Source organism: Moorella sp. E308F, from assembly GCF_006538365.1.
In the GTDB taxonomy this organism is placed as follows: Bacteria; Bacillota; DSM-521; order Neomoorellales; family Neomoorellaceae; genus Neomoorella.
The window spans coordinates 1,111,583-1,130,298 of record NZ_BJKN01000001.1; the positions used below are offsets into that span (position 1 = coordinate 1,111,583).

General features: G+C 50.8%; 20 protein-coding genes. 17 read left to right on the forward strand and 3 right to left on the reverse strand.

Annotation, left to right across the window (positions count from 1 at the left end; all coding sequences use genetic code 11):
* Window positions 1–202 precede the first annotated feature (202 nt).
* The 4 genes from E308F_RS05580 (at window position 203) to E308F_RS05590 (ending at window position 5,649) form a co-directional block, all read left to right on the forward strand.
* Window positions 203–2,197, forward strand: a complete 1,995-nt coding sequence (locus E308F_RS05580) for a VirD4-like conjugal transfer protein, CD1115 family (protein WP_141263907.1) — start codon at window positions 203–205, stop codon at window positions 2,195–2,197.
* A gap of 517 nt (window positions 2,198–2,714) precedes the next feature.
* Complete coding sequence (locus E308F_RS05585; RefSeq protein WP_141263908.1) at window positions 2,715–3,629, forward strand: ABC-three component system protein; 915 nt, start codon at window positions 2,715–2,717, stop codon at window positions 3,627–3,629.
* Window positions 3,626–3,874, forward strand: a complete 249-nt coding sequence (locus tag E308F_RS16835) for an ABC-three component system middle component 6 (protein ID WP_373995949.1) — start codon at window positions 3,626–3,628, stop codon at window positions 3,872–3,874. The genes E308F_RS05585 and E308F_RS16835 overlap by 4 nt, the downstream gene beginning before the upstream one ends.
* Window positions 3,871–5,649, forward strand: coding sequence for an ABC-three component system protein (locus E308F_RS05590; RefSeq protein ID WP_141263909.1), 1,779 nt, complete (start codon window positions 3,871–3,873; stop codon window positions 5,647–5,649). Before E308F_RS16835 ends, E308F_RS05590 begins: the two co-directional genes overlap by 4 nt.
* A 93-nt stretch (window positions 5,650–5,742) precedes the next feature.
* Here E308F_RS05590 and E308F_RS05595 read toward each other — a convergent pair whose 3' ends face one another.
* Window positions 5,743–5,982 (reverse strand): hypothetical protein, encoded by a 240-nt coding sequence (locus tag E308F_RS05595; RefSeq protein ID WP_141263910.1) that lies wholly within the window; start codon window positions 5,980–5,982, stop codon window positions 5,743–5,745.
* Between the two features lie 321 nt (window positions 5,983–6,303).
* Window positions 6,304–6,684, reverse strand: coding sequence for an ACT domain-containing protein (locus E308F_RS16635; RefSeq protein WP_141263911.1), 381 nt, complete (start codon window positions 6,682–6,684; stop codon window positions 6,304–6,306).
* A 258-nt stretch (window positions 6,685–6,942) separates the two neighbouring features.
* Between E308F_RS16635 and E308F_RS05605 the strand changes: the two genes are divergently transcribed.
* The 4 genes from E308F_RS05605 (at window position 6,943) to E308F_RS05615 (ending at window position 9,768) form a co-directional block, all read left to right on the forward strand.
* A complete protein-coding gene (locus E308F_RS05605; RefSeq protein ID WP_141263912.1) occupies window positions 6,943–7,437 on the forward strand; it encodes a hypothetical protein in 495 nt (164 codons plus the stop codon).
* A gap of 121 nt (window positions 7,438–7,558) precedes the next feature.
* The gene (locus tag E308F_RS15755; protein ID WP_172613441.1) at window positions 7,559–7,708 is read left to right on the forward strand and encodes a hypothetical protein; all 150 of its coding nucleotides are present in this window, start codon (window positions 7,559–7,561) and stop codon (window positions 7,706–7,708) included.
* A gap of 225 nt (window positions 7,709–7,933) precedes the next feature.
* Window positions 7,934–8,755, forward strand: coding sequence for a Wzz/FepE/Etk N-terminal domain-containing protein (locus E308F_RS05610; protein ID WP_141263913.1), 822 nt, complete (start codon window positions 7,934–7,936; stop codon window positions 8,753–8,755).
* Window positions 8,756–8,811: 56 nt separating this feature from the next.
* Window positions 8,812–9,768 carry a copper amine oxidase N-terminal domain-containing protein gene (locus E308F_RS05615; protein WP_141263914.1) on the forward strand — a complete coding sequence of 319 codons (957 nt, stop codon included), beginning with the start codon at window positions 8,812–8,814 and terminating at the stop codon, window positions 9,766–9,768.
* On the opposite strand, the gene E308F_RS16115 is transcribed toward E308F_RS05615, so the two are convergent.
* Entirely contained in the window at window positions 9,763–9,966 is a 204-nt protein-coding gene (locus tag E308F_RS16115; protein WP_216364457.1) for a hypothetical protein, read from the reverse strand. The two genes, E308F_RS05615 and E308F_RS16115, sit on opposite strands and share 6 nt — an antisense overlap.
* Window positions 9,967–10,296: 330 nt before the next feature.
* Here E308F_RS16115 and nifH point away from each other — a divergent pair, with 330 nt between their 5' ends.
* The 9 genes from nifH (at window position 10,297) to E308F_RS05660 (ending at window position 18,642) form a co-directional block, all read left to right on the forward strand.
* On the forward strand, window positions 10,297–11,124 hold the full coding sequence (gene nifH, locus E308F_RS05620) for a nitrogenase iron protein (protein WP_141263915.1): 828 nt from the start codon (window positions 10,297–10,299) through the stop codon (window positions 11,122–11,124).
* A gap of 51 nt (window positions 11,125–11,175) precedes the next feature.
* A complete protein-coding gene (locus E308F_RS05625; protein WP_054936573.1) occupies window positions 11,176–11,493 on the forward strand; it encodes a P-II family nitrogen regulator in 318 nt (105 codons plus the stop codon).
* A 16-nt stretch (window positions 11,494–11,509) separates the two neighbouring features.
* Complete coding sequence (locus tag E308F_RS05630) at window positions 11,510–11,872, forward strand: P-II family nitrogen regulator (RefSeq protein ID WP_172613843.1); 363 nt, start codon at window positions 11,510–11,512, stop codon at window positions 11,870–11,872.
* A gap of 46 nt (window positions 11,873–11,918) precedes the next feature.
* Window positions 11,919–13,379, forward strand: a complete 1,461-nt coding sequence (locus tag E308F_RS05635) for a nitrogenase component I subunit alpha (protein ID WP_054936571.1) — start codon at window positions 11,919–11,921, stop codon at window positions 13,377–13,379.
* Entirely contained in the window at window positions 13,370–14,848 is a 1,479-nt protein-coding gene (locus E308F_RS05640; protein WP_141263916.1) for a nitrogenase component 1, read from the forward strand. Before E308F_RS05635 ends, E308F_RS05640 begins: the two co-directional genes overlap by 10 nt.
* Window positions 14,849–14,865: 17 nt before the next feature.
* Window positions 14,866–16,248, forward strand: coding sequence for a nitrogenase component 1 (locus E308F_RS05645; protein ID WP_141263917.1), 1,383 nt, complete (start codon window positions 14,866–14,868; stop codon window positions 16,246–16,248).
* Window positions 16,229–17,044, forward strand: coding sequence for a radical SAM protein (locus tag E308F_RS05650; protein ID WP_141263918.1), 816 nt, complete (start codon window positions 16,229–16,231; stop codon window positions 17,042–17,044). The genes E308F_RS05645 and E308F_RS05650 overlap by 20 nt, the downstream gene beginning before the upstream one ends.
* A gap of 31 nt (window positions 17,045–17,075) precedes the next feature.
* The gene (nifV, locus tag E308F_RS05655; RefSeq protein WP_141263919.1) at window positions 17,076–18,260 is read left to right on the forward strand and encodes a homocitrate synthase; all 1,185 of its coding nucleotides are present in this window, start codon (window positions 17,076–17,078) and stop codon (window positions 18,258–18,260) included.
* Between the two features lie 148 nt (window positions 18,261–18,408).
* A complete protein-coding gene (locus tag E308F_RS05660; protein WP_216364458.1) occupies window positions 18,409–18,642 on the forward strand; it encodes a hypothetical protein in 234 nt (77 codons plus the stop codon).
* Window positions 18,643–18,716 lie beyond the last annotated feature (74 nt).

An 18,716-nucleotide genomic window follows, 5' to 3' on the forward strand; every position in this document is an offset into this window, starting at 1 on the left:
AACTCTGCCCCCCATTTGCCGGATGAATAATTAAGCTTGTTTTAGCCCCCATCTCAGAAATCGGTGGGGGTTCTTTATTCTTATCTTACGTAAGGGCAAAAAGTGGGTTATATTTGACGCTTACCTTTTGTTTGTAAAAGTTTTGTAAAAAGGCACCGGAAGGTTAATTTCCCGGGCCTTTTCTTTTTAGGAGGTGATTTTTATGTTCAACAAGATATTTGCAAGTTTCACGGAGAAAACCGGCAATAACGGCATAGGGTTTCTTTTGCTGGCAGTCGGCTTCATAACGAGCCTGGCGGTATTGTACATCATCGACGTGTGGTTGCTCGGTCCTGTAGCCGCCATCTTTGCGGCAGCTTATAAATGGCTGGCCGGGGGCCTGCACGGGCACCCCAATTATACTTCAGCCTTGTGGTACTTCCAGCACCCGGTGGCAACTGCCAGGGCCTGGCTGGGCGGCCATATCTCCCAGCCTGAAGTGCGTTCCTGGTGGATCGGCCTCAATGTTTTCATCGCGGTAATATGGACCCTGCGCCGGATAGCCTGGCAGTTTGACTGGGCGATAATTAACGCCACCGGGAACGGGATAAAGATAAAAAAGAACGATGCCACCTACGGCAGCGCCAGGTGGGCCGTGAAAAGCGACCTGGCGCGGGTTTGCGACTTCGGCTTCGGCCCGGGAATAATACTGGGCGCTTTAGGCGCAGCGCCGGTTCGTATCCCCCCTAAACCCAAGACCTGGATGAACCGCCATGTGCTCGTGGTCGGCGCCCCCGGTTCCGGCAAAAGCCGTGGCTATGTCCGGCCCAATATCTTCGCGGCGGTCCGTTCAGGGGAGAGCGTCCTGGTGACGGATCCCAAGGGCGAGCTTTACCGCAGCATGGCCGGCTGGTTAAAGTCAAAAGGGTACACGGTTAAGGGCTTCAACCTGGTCCAAATGGAACAATCGGATCACTGGAACCCTCTGGGGGAGATCAGGACCCCATTGGATGCCGACGTTTTTGCCCAGGTGGTTATCAGCACAACTGAAACCGGGCCTAAAAAGGGCGGTGACGCCTTCTGGGACCGGGCTGAACAGAACTTGCTAAAAGCACTGGCCCTTTATGTAACCACAGAACTGCCTGCGGATAAACGCAATTTTGGCTCCCTTTATGATATATTAGCTGCAGGTGATTTTGAACAAGTGGATGCCTTGTTCACCAAACTTCCACCGGGCCATCCAGCAAAAGGACCGTATAATGTTTATGCCATGGCCGGCGATAACGTCAAAGGTGGGGTGGTAATCGGGCTGGGTACCCGGTTGCAAGTTTTTCAGCAAGAAATGGTGCGACGCATAACTGGTGACAGCGATATAGACTTAACGTTACCTGGCAAGGGAAAGTGCGCTTACTTCATCATTACCCCGGATACCCACGGTGCCTTTGATTTTCTGGCTTCACTGCTGTTTACTTTTTTATTCGTCCGGCTGGTGGAGGTTGCTGATACTTCTTCCAATGGCCGTTTACCGGTGCAGGTCAGATTTCTCCTGGATGAGTTCGCCAATATCGTAAGCATTCCGGAGTTTGAAAAGAAAATCGCCACCGTCCGCAGCCGCGGCCTCGACTGCCATGTTATAGTCCAGAGCATTCCCCAGTTGGAAAGGAAATATGGACGGACATGGGAGGAAATAATGGCCTGCTGCGACACGAAGTTAATTATAGGCGTGAAAGATGATACTACCGCCCGCTACGTAAGCCGTATGCTAGGGGAAAGTACCGTGGAAACAAGAAGCGCTACCCGGGAAGTTAACCCAATATGGGGACAGGGGTTATTTGACGACAGGCGTAGCCTCGGTATTACCGGCCGGGAACTGATGACCCCGGACGAGATCCAGAAAATGCGCTCAAAGTTTTGCCTGGTATTTCTCCCCGACGGCACACCGCCGGCGAAGTTAAGGATCCTTGATTATGAGCAGTTCTCGGAGGCGAAGGAGTTGAGGAAGGTTATAGTTACAGTAAAAAGGGAAGAAAAAATGGATCAGAAGATCGTAGATGAGATTAACGAAAGTGAAAATGAGGAGGAACGCCAGGGTCCCTTGAGCCAGCAACCAGTAGAAAATGGAGAAAAAGAAACTTTGGCGGAAGAAAATTTACAAGATAAGGGTGAAGTTATGGAGACAGGAAGCACAGGTAGCGGAAAAACCGTTGTCCCGTGGTAAACGAGGGGAATAGTGAGTTATCAGTGGATCAAGGAATTGGCTCGGTATGGTGGCTTGGAATTACCTAGCCATACTCTTCGGACCGCCTTGCCTTCCAGCCGGGAGGTAAATGCTGCTGCTAAGATCGGAAGGCAGGGTCTGAAGGCTTGAAAAAATGGTCTGAGGTAAGAACCCCTCTACCACCTCGGCCAATTGAGTCTCTCTGGACGACGTCTCCACCCGGGACTATATTGCCGACGGTGTGGCCGATCTGGCCATGTTATCGGAGTACAAACGTAGTAATAAGAGAAACCCTTGGGACGCAGGTTAACTGCGGGCCCGGGGGCTTTTTGTTTACTTATTGGGATAGGGGAAATGTTTTCCGTGATAACTTTTTTTAACCAAATAGAAGGGATTCTTAATTTAATGTAGAACTAACTTATAAAGTCCATGTCTAAATTATAGATTTTAGGGGGCCAAAGTTGGCCCTTTAAGCTATTGGTTATGGTAATGAATAATACTTTTAGGATGAAAAACAATGCATTCTTCAGGAGATACTATCGAACGCTTATTTCATTACCACGTTTTCCAAAATAGGGTTCTGGAATCATCTGGCTCTGCGTTTCAAACGCTTTTTGAGCAAATTATGATGAGAGCCTATCCCACCGATTTTCAACCAGTGAGGGCTTACGGAAACCAAGGAGACTGGAAATGCGATGGACGCAAGGGCGGGCAGTATTTCCAATGTTATGCACCTGATAATTTAAAGGTAACAAATTTCATTGCTAAAATTAAAACCGATCTAAAAGGATGCCTTGAAAAATGGGGTTCAGCAGTTAAAGAGTGGACTTTGGTTCATAATGCTAAAGTAGGTTTACCTGCCCAAGTTATTAACTATGTCGACCAACTTAAAAAAACTTACCCTGAAATACATATTACTTTTTGGGATCGGCAAAGATTATGGCAAGTAGTTGAAGCCTTGCCTCTTCAAAAGCGGAATGAAATTCTTGGCCCAGTTCCCTCACGTGGTGAAGTTCAGAATGTAACTTTTGCAGAATTAAAGGTTATAGTGGATTACTTATCAACAGTACCTCCGGATGCTACTCCGGTTGGAACATTAGTACCTCCTGATAAAAAAATCAAATACAATAGATTGGGGAGACACTCCGAAAATCTAATCCGCATCGGTATATGTGAATCTTATAGAGTAGAGGATTATATTAATCGACATCCAAACCCTGCTGTAGGAGAAGTGCTAAGAAAACGGTTTGTACAGGAATACCTTGACCTCAGGGATAAACATCATGATGAGCCCGATCTAATTTTTGGTAAATTATTAGCGTTTGCATCCATAAATTCCCAAGATACAAGAATTCAGGGTGCAGGGCTTGCTGTCCTGGTTTATTTCTTTGTTACCTGCGATGTGTTTGAAACGAGTGAGGGAATAACATGATCCTGCCCAGTAAACACATGGCTAACTATAGATCGTTATTAGGAATTGGTTTTGTTATCCTCCAAATTTTAGATAGACCACAAACGGTATCATCGTTATGGGAAAAGCTATCAGAGTTAGCTCCAGATAAGTTATGCGGCTCTAAACCAAATTTTGCTCAATTTGTTTTATGCCTTGACATGCTTTTTACCCTAGGTACTATCAGGATGTATGGAGGCGTTCTTACTAGGAGTGAAACCCTATGATGATAAAACAAGTACTCGCAAATGATCCTCGTTTTAAGGCCAATAAAGCCATCTTTAAACCCGGCTTAAATGTTATACTTGCTGATCGTGATAAGAAGGCTAAAGAACGCGACACGACGAATGGAGCGGGGAAGACTACATTTCTAGAGATTATACATTACTGCCTTGGGAAGGATGTGTCTAAAGATAAGCAATCTATTTTTAAAAAGTCTGCACTGGAAGGCTGGATATTCACAGTAGTAATGGCCTATAAGGGTAAAGAAATAAAATTTTCTCGGCCTGTAGGAAATAAAAGTAATGTTATTACTATCGAAACCCCAATACCACTACACGGATTTAATGATTATTTTTCTGTCGATTTACCATCTGGAGAAAAAAGAATAACAATAACTCGTTCAGCGTTTACGGAGGCAGCAGGGCCGTTATTTTTTGACCTTCCTTTAAAACCTCTCGAACCCTATTATCCAAAATTCCGTTCTTTACTTTCTTATCTTATTAGAGTAGGTAAAGATGCCTATCATTCGCCATTTTCCAATAACCGGAAGCAACAACAATGGGATGAGCAAGTTTGTACTACTTTTCTTTTACGTTTAAATCCAGATTATGCTGGCCGCTGGCAGGCGCTCCGAGATAAGGAGAAACGCTTTAAGGTATTAGGTGAAATACAAAACATTAATTTACCAACCGGTAAAAAGGTTACTAAAGCGGCCTTATTTGCTAAATTAACACGTTTAAAGGAGCAGGTGGAAAAGGATCGAGTTGCTCTTAATACTTTTAGAGTACATGAACAATATGAAGCGATGGAGCAACTAGCAAATAACTTGACCGAGCAAATCCACCAATTAGTTAATGATAATATTAGTGATGAGCAACTAATTGCGCATTATCAAGAAGTTAGTAGAGAGGAAGAGGTTGACATTAATCCTAGCGATGTGGAAAAAATTTATAAAGAAGTGGGTGTTGCTTTTCCGGATCAGGTTCGTAAACGACTTGAAGAAGTAAAAGCGTTTCATGAAGCTGTAATAGCCAATAGACGATATTTCGTTGAACGTGAGATTGAAAAACTTAAAACTACTATTGAAGAGCGCCGCGTTGAAATAAAAAAACTTACTGATAGAAGGGCCGAGATTCTAGCGGTGTTGTCAACCTGTGGAGCATTAGAGGACTATATGGCTTTAGAAAGGCAATACTATGCAACCTTGGATGAATTAAAGGAAGTTGAAAGAGCTTATAATGAAAGAGTCGAGCTAGAAGAGGGAAAAAGTGCAATCAGGCGAGAACGCGAGGATCTTAAAGAAAAGGCTGAGATGGATTTATCAGAGCGAGAGGAACTTCGGAAGGAAGCCATTTTACTTTTTAACCAAAATTCCCAAGTACTTTATGAAGTACCTGGGGATTTGCTGATTGAAGTTACCGATAGTGGCTATAAGTTTGAGGTTGAGATCGAACGAGCTCGCAGTCAAGGCATCAGTAATATGAAGATATTTTGTTATGACCTTATGTTAATGCAGCTTCCACGCATTAACCGATTTCCCAAATTCCTAGTTCATGATAGCCTGATATTCGAAGGTGTTGATAACCGCCAAAAAGCTAAAGCTATAGAGTTAGCTGCAAAAGAAGCGGGAAGGTTAGGATTCCAATATATCATGACAATTAATCGGGATGATGTTCCCTGGGGAGATTTTTCCCCCGGCTTTGAAAACCAATTTCGTGAAGCGGTTCGTCTAGAATTGAATGACCAAGAGGATGGTGGCCTTTTAGGATTCCAGGTTTAGGCAAATCAGCAAGAAGAAGGCAGGTAAAGTGAAAATACCTAAATTCGCCAGTGAAGAGGAGGAGGTAGAATTTTAGATTTAAAGGGGCATTACTTACAGTTTATGCCTTATGTTACCGATTTGAATTGTGGATTTGAAAGTATGCGCCCCGCCTCCACCATCTGAATCCACAGACACCTTGAAGGTGACTTCAATGGTTTTTTTATGATGATCTTCATATTCAGGTATATATTTTTGAGGTATCCAAATGCCAGCGAGTACCATATACCTGGCTTTTGTCTGCCGGCTTTCATCACAAAATACCCGGATAACCTTACGCTTGTTAGATGGCAATAAAGGTTCCTCCCTCAAATATCCCTTTTTCAACTCTTACCTTCCTACCTCAAACACCGCCGCCACTTCCCTCACAAACAAATCAGCATTTATTACTTGAAAACCTGTCATATATAAGACAGCTTTCATGCAGAAAAACACCCTTATCTTTTTTCCTTTTAGGCTGCAGAGCGAAATCAAACCAAGGAGGAACTGGGCACTCAGAAAAAGGACGAGATGGTAATTTGGGGCATGTTGTTTATGATGTACCCCACAGAGGTATTTCTGTAGTCTACGTCAGGAGAGAAAAAACTGTCAGTCTGAGCGATAGGAAACGGTCAATCACTCAATATGGTGGCCACTTTGCTTAAGGACACGGATTGCTAAACCAAGTTGTTCCTCTTTAACCAGCAAATAATCCGTATCATAGGTCGATATCGCAAAAATACTTATTCCCGCCTTAGCCAGGGGGGTAACCAGTGATGCCAAAATTCCCGTCAAAGAAAAATCTAAGGGACCTTCTATTTTCAAGCATCGCCACCCCTTTTCGCAAAGGACATTTACGGGTACATCTTTCTGGGAACAGACAATTGAAAGCTCAGAATGGGTTCGAGTGCAAGAGAAAAAACTGCTCCTCTGTGCCCATTCCGGTAGTGGAGCATCCCTGTCCAGCCTGCAGATAGCAAGTGTGTCGTCCATTATTGCCAGCTTTTGCTGTTGCATTCTACATCACCTGTCCACGTATTTAGTATTGGCGAAGCCTCGCATATGATTAAAAGATAATTCGTTGTATGATAAAAATATTCCTTCTGACGGTTTTGCTGTTTATGTGGTTACACATTCCAGGATGAGGTAGAAGATAATGAGGACGGACGTTTCGCCTAATGTTTGCGTCCTATTTCGCCAGAGTAGTGCGAGGCTAATCCGCCATTATGTATATTTATAGATTTTCCGGGGAAAATATCCTTGAGGTGATAGTAAATGGTTTTAGAAGGTCTGGCGGGACCAATTGTTTTGCTGGGCGGGTTGATTCTCATGTTTCTGGTTGTACCCTGGGAGCGAGTTAAGGAACTGGCCCTCATCGGGTTGGTGGGCGGATTAGCCCTGGCTTTCCTGGTAGTTTACCTGATGCAAAACTACTTCGGTTTCTGGACCTTCCGCCGCGTTGATTTGGTCAGTATCGGCGGCATACCCCTTTTCCTGGCGGCAAGCTGGTTCCCGCTGATAATTGTCTTCAGCCATCTCCTGGCCCAGTACAGGAGCATTTTGCCGGTGGTGCTTATCCTGCTGGCTTTTCCTCTGGGTGCCACCTTACTCCATCTGCTCCTGCGGGCCAACGGCATGCTGCTTTATCGCAACTGGAACCTGCCCTTAACTTTCATTCTCTCCTTAGGTATCCACCTGTTGATAATGTCTTATCTTTATGCAACGGGCCGGTTGGAGAACTTACGCGGGCTTACCCAAACTCAAACTTAAAGGACCCCGGTATTTTTACCGAATCAATGTAATAAAGTCAGCCCGGGTGTTAAGGCTGACTTTATTTATGTGCGCCTGGCATCGCACTGAACCGCCGGAAGCGGGGGAACGAAGCTGCGTTGTGAGCAGGCATAGGGCAACCGGCCACGGCCACCTTGAACCTGTGGTGAAACAATATCGGCCCGGCGTTCTGGCCTGTCAGGTAACGGTCAAGCCCGGTAGTTTCAAGAACTTTGGCCAGGGCACGGGCGAGGGTCCCATCGTTAAATAATGTTAACGGGCAGCTGGAGGCACCCCATTTTAGTCCATTTTACGGTTCTACGCCAGCTACATTAGTGAATTATATCACATAAGGAAGAGGCATGGAGCGGTTAGATTTAATTAATGTTTAACTGGGCAGGAGATTTCCTGTAACTGTCGAATAGAAACGAAATGGTTGCTAGGTGATGGAAGTAACAGGCTGTTGAATAATAGGGAGGAGATCTAAGAAGCAACAATGGACGTCCCCTTATCAGAACCCGCCCGGCAATACGAAGACGAAATAGATTTAAGGGAAATTTTGCTGGTCCTCTGGCGCCAGCGCTGGATGATTACCTTTATCACTCTGGCTGCCGTATTAGCCTCTATCATTGCCAGTCTAGTGTTGCCCCCGGTTTATAGAGTAGAAGCTCTGATAGAATTAGAAAGGATAGACGCAAAAGCCTTGCAACAAAATGAGGGAAAAGCAATACTTGAGAGCCAGGCTCTCTTAACCACAGCCCTGGAGCAGCTGGCAGTCCCGGCGGACCCTAAAAGTTTTAAGACCCGGGGGGAAGCGATCAAAGATACCAACTACCTCAAGTTTTTCCTGGAGGGCCGGGATCCCAGTCAGGTTGCAGCCGTGGCGGCTAAAATGGTGGCCCTTTTTATTGAAGAGAGGAATAAAGTGTATGAGGAGCGTCGGGCGTCGCTGGAAGAAAATCTACAAAAAATAAGCCAGGATCTGGAACAATCCAATGCTGAGAAAGAAAAAATTAATGCGCTTATCGCCGGCCTGGAAAAGGCACCTTTAAGCGAAGTCGAGCAGAAACTTTATACCCTGCAGCTGGTCCAGTTACAGGGAATCCAGGCCCAGGAGAAGGTTGGACTGATAGGGCAGTATCTTTCCCTCCAGGACAGGCTTGCCGCCATGCACCCGGCCAGGATTATCGATGACATCAGCGAGCCGGAAAAGGTCAGGCCCCGCCTGTTACTCAATGCGGCTGTGGCCCTGGTCCTGGGTATAATGACGGGTATTTTCCTTGCTTTAGGCCGCAACTGGCTGGCAGGACCCTCCTAAAATTGAACGCCGGGGCGAAAAATATGGTGAAACCTTAAAAAGCTGGGAGGGTCAATATGCAAAAAGGCAAAAAGGTTCTAGCTCTGATAGCAGGTGTGGCTCTGGTGTTTTCCTTTGTCCTGCCTGCCTGGGCCAGGGGAGGAGGAGAAAAGGGCAGGACGTGGGAGTATGAGTTGGAACTGGAAGCCGGGTTACAGGATGATGTACAGCAGGATGCTGACCAGGAGCAGGAAAGAACGAGGGAGAGGGATCGCGAAAGGGAACAAATAAAGGTTAAGAACGGGAAAAGTGTGGCGAAGCACGTATATAGAGGCGTTGAGAATGCCCTGTTACATGTGAAAAATCCGGTAGCACGTGCTGCTTTGACAGCAATCCTGGAGGGACGGAGCGTAGCCGAAGCAGTTTATGAAGCCAAGGCGCAGCTTGATACCTGGAAGGACGCAGAAGAGATTGTTGACGTCACGGAGCAGCTGGAAAATGCCGTCGAAGCCGATACGACCCTTGATGCTGCCACCCGGGCGCAAATTAAGAAGCAGCTGGGCATGATGTATTTTAAGGCCGGCAAGTTTAAGGATGCCCGGGAACTGCTGGAAGACGTACTTGAGGAGGAGCCTGATGACGAAGAGGTTTACCGGCAATTAGATCAGGCTTATGCGGCCAGCGGTGAACTGCAGGTAAAGGTTTTTATCAAAGGGAAAGCGCTGCAATTTGACGTTCCTCCCCGGATTGAAAACAGCAGGGTCTTGATACCTGTACGGTTCCTGGCCGAGGGGCTGGGCGCAGAGGTAAATTATGATAATGGTGTTGTAGTAATTACCAATAAGGGCTCTACCATTCGCCTGGCAATAGGGAGCAATAAAGCCCTGGTAAACGGAGCGACGGTTTATCTGGATGTCCCGGCCCGGGTGGTTGACGGCCGTACCCTCGTCCCTTTAAGATTTGTCATGGAAAAATTTAAGGCTAAAGTAGATTATTATGACGGCAGCAACCTGGTGGCCGTGCAGCCTTTATAAAGCATCAGTTGACGAGGTAACTTTAAGGGCAAGAGGCCATTCTTCATCCCAATCTTTGATAAGCACCTCGGGGAATGAAAAAAATGGGTTGACAAAAGTTCCTCCCTGGCTTAAAATATCAACTAAGGCAGAACGAGAGGAGTATTGATCCAAAGAAGGACGCTTGTTGACGGGAGATACTATCAAGAGGCGTTTCATATTGCCCAAACATGTTATCCAATGATGGAAGCAAGGTAAAGGCGCTTTTCAGGAGTTCCGTCTTCTGAAATAGCGCTTTTTTATTCTATTGGCATTCTATCGGCCAGGATTATTAAACCTTTTTTAAACGAGTGCAAGGGTGCTTTAAAGGAGCAAAGCTGCTCCAGGAAAAGCACCCTTTTTACGTTTTGCAGGAAAGTCCGGCCGGACGATAAGATACAGGTCATCTTCAGCCGTTACAGCAGGCATGGAAACTGCAGCGGCTGGGGTGTATAAACAAATGCAGGTTTAGGATTTTGCATTAAAAACAATAAATATGGAGGGTTGATTATGACCAGAAAAATCGCCATTTACGGAAAGGGTGGGATTGGCAAATCCACCACCCAGCAAAATACCGCTGCCGCCCTTGCCTACTTCTATGGGAAAAAAGTCTTGATTCACGGCTGCGATCCCAAGGCGGATTGCACCCGGTTGATTCTCGGCGGCAAACCGCAGGAGACGGTGATGGATACCCTGCGGGAGTTCGGAGAAGATGCGGTGACCGTCGACCGGGTAGTAAAGACCGGGTTTTGCGGGATCAGGTGCGTCGAGTCCGGAGGGCCGGAACCGGGCGTCGGTTGTGCCGGCAGGGGTGTAATCACGGCCATCAGTTTGATGGAAGAGCTGGGTGCTTATACACCGGACCTGGATTTCATCTTTTTCGACGTACTGGGTGACGTTGTCTGCGGCGGTTTTGCTATGCCGGTGCGTGAAGGTAAGGCCCAGGAGATCTACATTGTGGCCTCGGGGGAAATGATGGCTCTTTATGCCGCCAATAATATCTGTCGCGGTATGGTCAAGTATGCCGAACAGAGCGGCGTCAGGCTGGGGGGTATCATCTGCAACAGCCGTAACGTTGATGGGGAGAGGGAATTGATGGAAGAGTTTTGTTCTCGCATCGGTACCCGGATGCTCCACTTTATTCCCCGGGACAATATCGTCCAGAAAGCGGAATTTAACCGCCAGACGGTGACCCAGTTCGATCCGGATTGCAACCAGGCCCGGGAGTACAAAGAGCTGGCCAGAAAAATCATTGATAACGATATGTTCGTCATTCCGCAACCGATGACCATGGACGAAATGGAGAACCTGGTGGTCAAATTCGGGCTGCTGGACTAAAAACCGGAAGCCTCAAGAGAAGATGAAAATTTATATACGGGGGTTATAGCTATGAAAATGCTCCGGGCTATCATTCGTCCCGAAAAAAGCGAAGAAGTGGTAGATGCCCTGGCTGAAGCCGGATACGTGGCCCTGACCAAAATGGATGTGGTCGGGCGGGGTAAACAAAGAGGTATTCATATGGGCAGTATCTACTACGACGAACTGCCCAAAGTAATGATCATGCTGGTAGTGGAAGACAGCCAGGTGGAAGAAGTGGTAGCGATCATTACCAGGTCAGCCCATACCGGAAACTTCGGTGACGGCAAAATCTTTGTCACACCGGTGGAAGAAGCCTACACCGTACGGACAGGTTCCGCCGGGCTGTAGGGAAAGGGTGATCTCCTTGAAAGAAATAGTTGCCATCATCAGGCCCAATAAAATTAACGCTACCAAAAAAGCCCTTGACGTGTTAGGTTTTCCGGGTATGAACGCCTGCAAGGTAGTCGGGCGGGGTAAGCAGAAAGGCATTCTTGGGGAAGTAGCCTTCACCGTCAGCCCCGAACTGCAAAACCAGGAGGGTGGGATGAAATACGTGCCCAAAAGGATGCTTTCCCTGGTGGTAGACGATCAAGACGTGTCCCTGGTTGTGGCGGCAATCATCAAAATCAACCGTACCGGCCAGATTGGCGACGGGCGTATCTTTATATGTCCTGTTGAGGAAGTAGTACGTATACGCACGGGGGAAAAGGGAGAGACGGCCATCTGATTGAGAGGGTAGGGGATATTTTCCGTTAGGGGGGAAGAAGAACATCATGCCGATGGTAAAAATGAAGTGCAACGAAACGATTCCCGAGCGGGATAAGCATATTTACCGCACCGAAAAGGAGAAATCCATAATTCCGGCCTGTAATATCGCCACCCTTCCCGGGGATATGACCGAGCGGGGGTGTGCTTTTGCCGGTGCCCGCGGGGTCGTAGGCGGACCAATTGCCGACGTCATCCAACTGGTTCATGCGCCCGTAGGTTGTGCCTGGTACACTTGGGGTACGCGGCGCCATCTGTCCGACTTTTATCTCTGGGCTACGCCCACTCGCCTGACCAATGTTGCCTTCAACCGCCGCTACTGCGTGTGTACCGACATGCAGGAAAAAGACGTTGTTTTTGGAGGCATGAAAAAGCTGGAACGGGCCTGCCTGGACGCCATCCGGCTCTTCCCTGAAGCAAAGGGCCTGATTATTTTTACCACCTGCACCACCGGCCTGATCGGCGACGACGTGCAGGCGATAGCCCGGCAGGTTGAGAAGGAAACCGGCAAGCTGATCTTCACTTCCGAATCACCTGGTTGCTCCGGGGTGAGCCAGTCAAAAGGTCACCACGATTTTAACACCCAGTTTTACCGGCAGATACGGCAGTTAAGGGAGCGCCGGCCGGAGCTAAAAATGAGCGAAGAAGAAAAAACGCCCTATGACATCTGCCTGATTGGCGAGTACAACATGGACTGGGATTTAAAGGTGGTGAAGCCCCTCTTTGAAAAAATCGGCGTGCGCGTTGCAGCCGTTTTTAGCGGTAACGAGCGCATCGAAAACCTGGTCAAGATGCCCGACGTAAAATTAAACGTGGTGCACTGCCAGCGTTCGGCCGAGTATATCGCCCACATGCTGGCAGACGGGTTTAACATTCCCTTTATTCGCGTTTCCCTCTTCGGGATTAAACAGACTGCGGAAGCGCTGCGGAAAACGGCCGCCTTCTTTGGCCTGGAGGAGCGGGCCGAGGAGGTAATTGCTGAAGAAATGAAGCGGGTAGAGAAGAGCCTGGCTTTCTACCGGGAAAAGTTAAAGGGCAAGCGGGTGGCCATTTACGTTGGCGGGCCGCGGGTCTGGCACTGGATCAAGCTGATGGAGGAACTGGGGATGACCGTGGTGGCCGTCGCCTGCACCTTTGCCCACCAAGACGACTATGAAAAGATCAACGCCCGGGCGCCGGAGGGAATGCTGGTTATCGACAACCCCAACGAGTTTGAAATCGAAGAGATGCTAAAGAGCGAAAAACCGGACCTGTTTTTAACGGGACTAAAAGAAAAGTATATCGCGCGCAAGATGGGTATTCCTACGGTAAACTCCCATTCTTATGAAAAAGGTCCTTACGCCGGCTTTGTCGGTATGGTTAATTTCGCCCGGGATATTTACCAGGCCCTTTATGCACCGGTTTGGCAATTCCAGTGGGGCCTTGACGGTGCTCCATTAAAAGACGAGGGGGGAAGGGCATGCAGCTAAAGGAAATTCCAATTGCAGGCATACCTTACGATCAGATAAAAATCGCCAAAGTCCCGGCCACGCCGGAGTATTGTGAGCGGCCGGCAGAGCTGATCCCCTCCACGAGCAGGAGTGTGGTGATCAATCCCAACCGTACTTGTATGCCCCTGGGAGCCATGTGGGCGGTGCTGGGAGTAAAAAAGGCAGTTCCCTTTGTCCAGGGCGCCCAGGGTTGTACCACCTACGTGCGCTATACTTTCAGCCGTATTTTTAAAGAACCGGCCGTTATCGCCACCGCCTCCTTCCATGAGGATGCAGCGGTTTTTGGTGGCCGGCGCAACCTGGTGGAGGGCATTCGCAACCTGGTGGTACGTTACTGGCCGGAGTTGATTGGTGTAGTGACCACCTGTTCCAGCGAGATTATCGGCGACGATATGGTCAGCTTTATCAAAATGGCCAGGGCCAACCTGCGCAAAGAGATCGGGGCGAAAAAAGCGGACCAGATCCCCATCGTGCTGGTTAACACCCCCAGCTTTGCCGGGTCCCACGTGGAAGGTTATGACCGCGCCTCCCGTGCCTTTGTGGAGACCCTGGCTACCACCAGAGGGGAGCCCAACGGCAAGGTAAATATCATCCCCGGCCTGCTCTACCCGGGCGATATCCGGGAGATCAAACACCTGCTGCGCCACATGGGTATAGAAGCGATAGTGCTCTTTGATATTTCCGATACCCTGGACGCTCCCCTGGAGCCGCCAACGTCCGTCCCCTACTGGGCTCCCGGCGGCACTGAGGTAGAGGAAATTAAAGATATGGCCAATTCGCTGGCCACCTTTGCCCTGCAGCCCCACGCCGGCCAGGCCGGGGCCCGCTACCTGGAGCGCAAATACGGCGTGCGTGCCGTGGTGGGGCCGCCGCCGGTGGGAGTACAGGGCACCGATGCCTTTTTAAAGGCGTTGCGGGAAATAACCGGAAAACCCATCCCCCGGAGCCTCTTAGAGGAAAGGGGACGTTTGGTTGATTCCCTGGCCGACACCTTGCATCACACCATGATGAAAAAGGTGGCTGTTATGGGGGACCCTGATATCGTGCTCGGTGTCACTCGCTTCGTGCTGGAAATGGGTATGGAGCCGGTGGCCCTGGCCGGTGGTACGGCCAGTAAGACCTTCGTCCACGATGTAGAGGCTATCCTGGCCGAGGCAGGGTATGAAGGTGAACCGCCGCTGATCATCAACGGCGGTGACCTGTTCGAGTTTGAGGAGTACCTGAAAAAACAATCGCGCCTGGACCTGATCATCGGTAATTCCCGGGCCGTAGACATCTCCCGTGAGCTGCAGGTACCACTGGTGCGGGTAGGTTTTCCTATCTATGACCGCTTCGGTTATCAAAAACGCCCCATTGTCGGTTACCGGGGTGGGGAGATGCTCCTGGCGGAAATTGTCAACAGCATGCTGGATTACCAGTACCCGGATGACCGTACCCAGCAGCTGTAAGGAGATGAGCGAGGCAAATGCTCATTGAAACAATGCCCGAACGGACCGGACATCTGGAGCCGGCGAACCTGCCCGCGTGTGAGCGGCAGACCTTACCCGGGGTGATCTCCCAGCGGGCCTGCCTGCTTTACGGAGCCCGCTGGATGCTGGCGGCCATCAGGGACGCGGTTCACCTCATCCACGGGCCGGTGGGTTGTGCCTACTACAGCCAGACGGTACGACAAAAGAATTACAAGGTGTTTTCTACCGGTCTGGGAGAAAAGGAGATTATCTTCGGCGGCGGGCAAAAACTGGAAGAGGCTATCAGGGAAGCAGTAAGTTTGTATCCCCGGTCGTCAGCCGTGCTGGTTTACACTACCTGCGCGGCAGGACTGATCGGTGAAGACGTGGAGGCAATCTGCAAACAGGCGGCGGCTGCCCTGGGCCTGCCGGTGGTGCCGGTCAACTGCCCGGGTTTTGGCGGGGTGAGCCAGGGTAACGGGCACGATGTTGCTGCAGCAGCTCTGCTGGAGCATTTTATCGGGCGCGGTTCTGCCGGGACGCCCCTGGAAAATAGTGTGAACATCCTGGGCGAGTTTGATGTTCAGGGCGATTTGAAGGAAATTGAGCAGCTATTGCAGCGACTCGGTTTAAATATTATCTGCGCCGTTTCCGGCCGGGCAACGGTAAAAAATTTGGCCCGGGCTCACCGGGCCAGGCTCAATATCGTCCACTGCGGGCGTACCGGGCGCTGGCTGGCCCGGAGGATGGAGGAGCGCTTCGGTATTCCCTGGCAGAAGGTATCCTTTTTCGGTTTGGACGCAACCGCGGCGGCACTGCAGGCCATCGCTGCTTTCTTTAACCGTCCGGAGGCGGCCGCGTGGGTAGAAAAGGAGGCGGAAGCCACCAGGCAGAGGGCGCTTCCTTACCTGGGACGCCTGGCGGGCAAACGGGTGGCCCTGTTTTTTGGCGCTTCACGTATGGGTTCCATGGCCGGGGCCTTCAGGGAATTGGGTATGGAGGTGGTTTTATGCGGCTCCCAATTCGGCTGTCAGGAAGATTATACCGAATCCCGCCGCTGCCTGGGCCGGGGAACGCCGCTGATCGATGACGCTCACCAGCGGGAGCTGGAGGAATTCTGGCACCGCTACCGGCCGGATTTGCTGGTGGGGGGTACCAGGGAGAGATTTGTGGCCCATAAGATGGGAATACCCTTCCTGGTCTTTCCCCAGGAAACAAGCCCTTATGCCGGCTTCAACGGTTTTGTGCATCTGGCCCGGGAAGCGGCGGCCCTGGTGGGAGCGCCGGTGTGGCGGTTGAGCAACAACGAGCTCTTGCGGGAAGAAGGAGAAGAAAAGATGGCTGAATATGTACGGTATGTGGAGAGGGGGAAAAAGGAGAATGGGAGATCCAGCCTATGAAGAGATAACCAGGGAACATCCATGCTACAACAAAGCCGCTGCCAGGTGGTTCGGGCGCATCCACCTGCCGGTAGCGCCGGACTGTAACATAAAGTGTCGCTATTGTACCCGGCTCTACGATTGCGCCAATGAAAACCGACCCGGCGTGACCAGCCACCTGATGGCCCCTGGGGAAGCCCTGCAGCACGTGCAGCGGCTGGTGGAAAGGGACAGGTGCATCCGGGTGGTAGGCGTTGCCGGTCCCGGGGAGCCCCTGGCCAATAAGGCCACGATCCATACCCTGCGGCTGGTACATCGCCGCTTTCCGGGGCTGATAAAATGTATCAGCACCAACGGGTTGTTGTTGACCGAAAGCCTGCCGGCGCTGCGGGAAGCAGGGGTGCGGGCGGTGACGGTGACGGTGAACGCCGTTTCCCCGGCGGTAGGCAGCCGGATTTACGATTACGTATCTTACCGGGGACGGGTATATAAGGGAACTGCCGGGGCGGAACTGCTGTGGCGGGCCCAGCATGAGGGTATTCGCCAGGCCCGGGAATCGGGCATGGTCGTTAAAGTAAACAGCGTGCTCATTCCCGGAATCAATGACCATCACCTGGAAGAGGTGGCCCGGGCGGTGAAGGCGGCCGGGGCGCATGTCATGAACATAATTCCCCTGATTCCCCAGGGGGAATTTGCCGGACTGCTACCACCGCCGCCGGCGCGGGTCAACCTGTTGCGCCGGAAGTTGTCGCCCATTATTGACCAGATGTCCCACTGCCGGCGCTGCCGGGCGGACGCGGCGGGGAGGCTGGGATGAGATTTTATGCCCTGCCCTGGAGGTGAGGCTGATGCGGGTGCGGGTTGTGGATACGACCTTGCGGGACGGGGAGCAGGCCCCGGGGGTGGCTTTTAACCTTGAGGAAAAGGTAACCATTGCCCGGATGCTGGACCGGCTTGGCGTAGCGCAGATTGAGGCCGGCACGCCGGCCATGGGGGAAATTGAGCAACAGGCTATAAAGGCCATCGTCAGGATGGGCTTAAAATGCCGGATCAGTACCTGGAACAGGATGCTATGGGAAGATATCCGCGCCTCCCTGGCCTGCGGGGTACGTGATGTGCATATTTCCGCTCCCGTGTCGCCCATTCAAATCCGGTACAAACTGGGGCAAAGTCACCAGTGGGTGCTGGAGCGCTTGCGGCAGGCCTGCCTCTATGCCATGGACCACGGCCTGCGGGTGACAGTGGGAGCGGAGGACGCTTCCCGGGCAGACCCCGTTTTCTTGCTGGAGTTTGCCTTCCTGGCCCGGGAACTGGGGGCGGAACGGCTGCGTTACTGCGATACCGTGGGTGTTCTGGACCCGTTCGCCACCTTTGAGCGTCTTGCCTGGCTGAAAGAAAAAATAGACCTGGAACTGGAGTTTCACGGTCATAACGACTTCGGCCTGGCCACGGCCAACGCCCTGGCGGCCGTCAAGGCCGGTGCTGGTTGGGTGGATGCCACCATCTGCGGACTGGGGGAAAGGGCAGGGAACGCCGCCCTGGAGGAGGTGGTCATGGCCCTCAAGCACCTGCACGGGGTCGAGCTCGGCTTCAAGACGGAAAAGTTACAGGAAATCGCCGCATATGTGGCCCGCGCTTCCAGACGGCAACTGCCTGCGTGGAAACCGATCGTCGGAAGCAACATATTCGCCCACGAATCAGGTATTCATGTCGACGGCACCCTCAAAGATCCCCGGACTTATGAGGTATTCGCGCCTGAAGAAGTCGGCCTTAGGCGGCAGATTGTAATCGGCAAGCACTCCGGCACCGCCGCCCTCAAGGCGAAGTTTGCCGCATACGGCATCGCTTTGAGCCAGGAGGACGCCGCAGTCATACTGGAACGGGTGCGGGCGGCAGCGGTGCAGCTAAAGCGCTCCCTTGGCGACCAAGAATTGATTTATTTATATGAGGACTACCTTCTCCACCAGGCCGCCGGGGCAAGTTCCGCACCCCAAGCGGTAGCAGCACCGAGCCAGGAAAAACGGCCTGAATAACCTCTACCTTCCGTGCAGCCTTTATAAAAAGCATAGGGAAAATAATCGAAGGGGAGCCTCGCCCGGGAGCGGGCTCTTTTTTTGCCATCGGTGTGCTATAATAATAGCAATTAACAACGGATTATATTAGCTAGAGGGGGTCCGGTGCATGATCGGTAAAGTCAATGACGATTTTTTCCGCCAGGCCATTTTACCCCATACAGGGGCTGGAGCTCCCGAGGTAGTGGTAGGGCCGCGCATGGGCGTGGATGCGGCTGTCCTTAAAATAGGAGAGGAGTGCCTGGCTGTTGCCGAAGACCCCATATTCACGGGGGCCACGATGTTCCCCGAAATTGTGGCTAAAGTCAAAGCCCTGGCAGCAAAAGTAGAAGAACTTGGTTAGGAGAGAAAACGTGGCCGCCTTAAAGGGGCTACGGTTTTAACCTGTACCGGCCCGGACGAGCAAAATATTAAAGA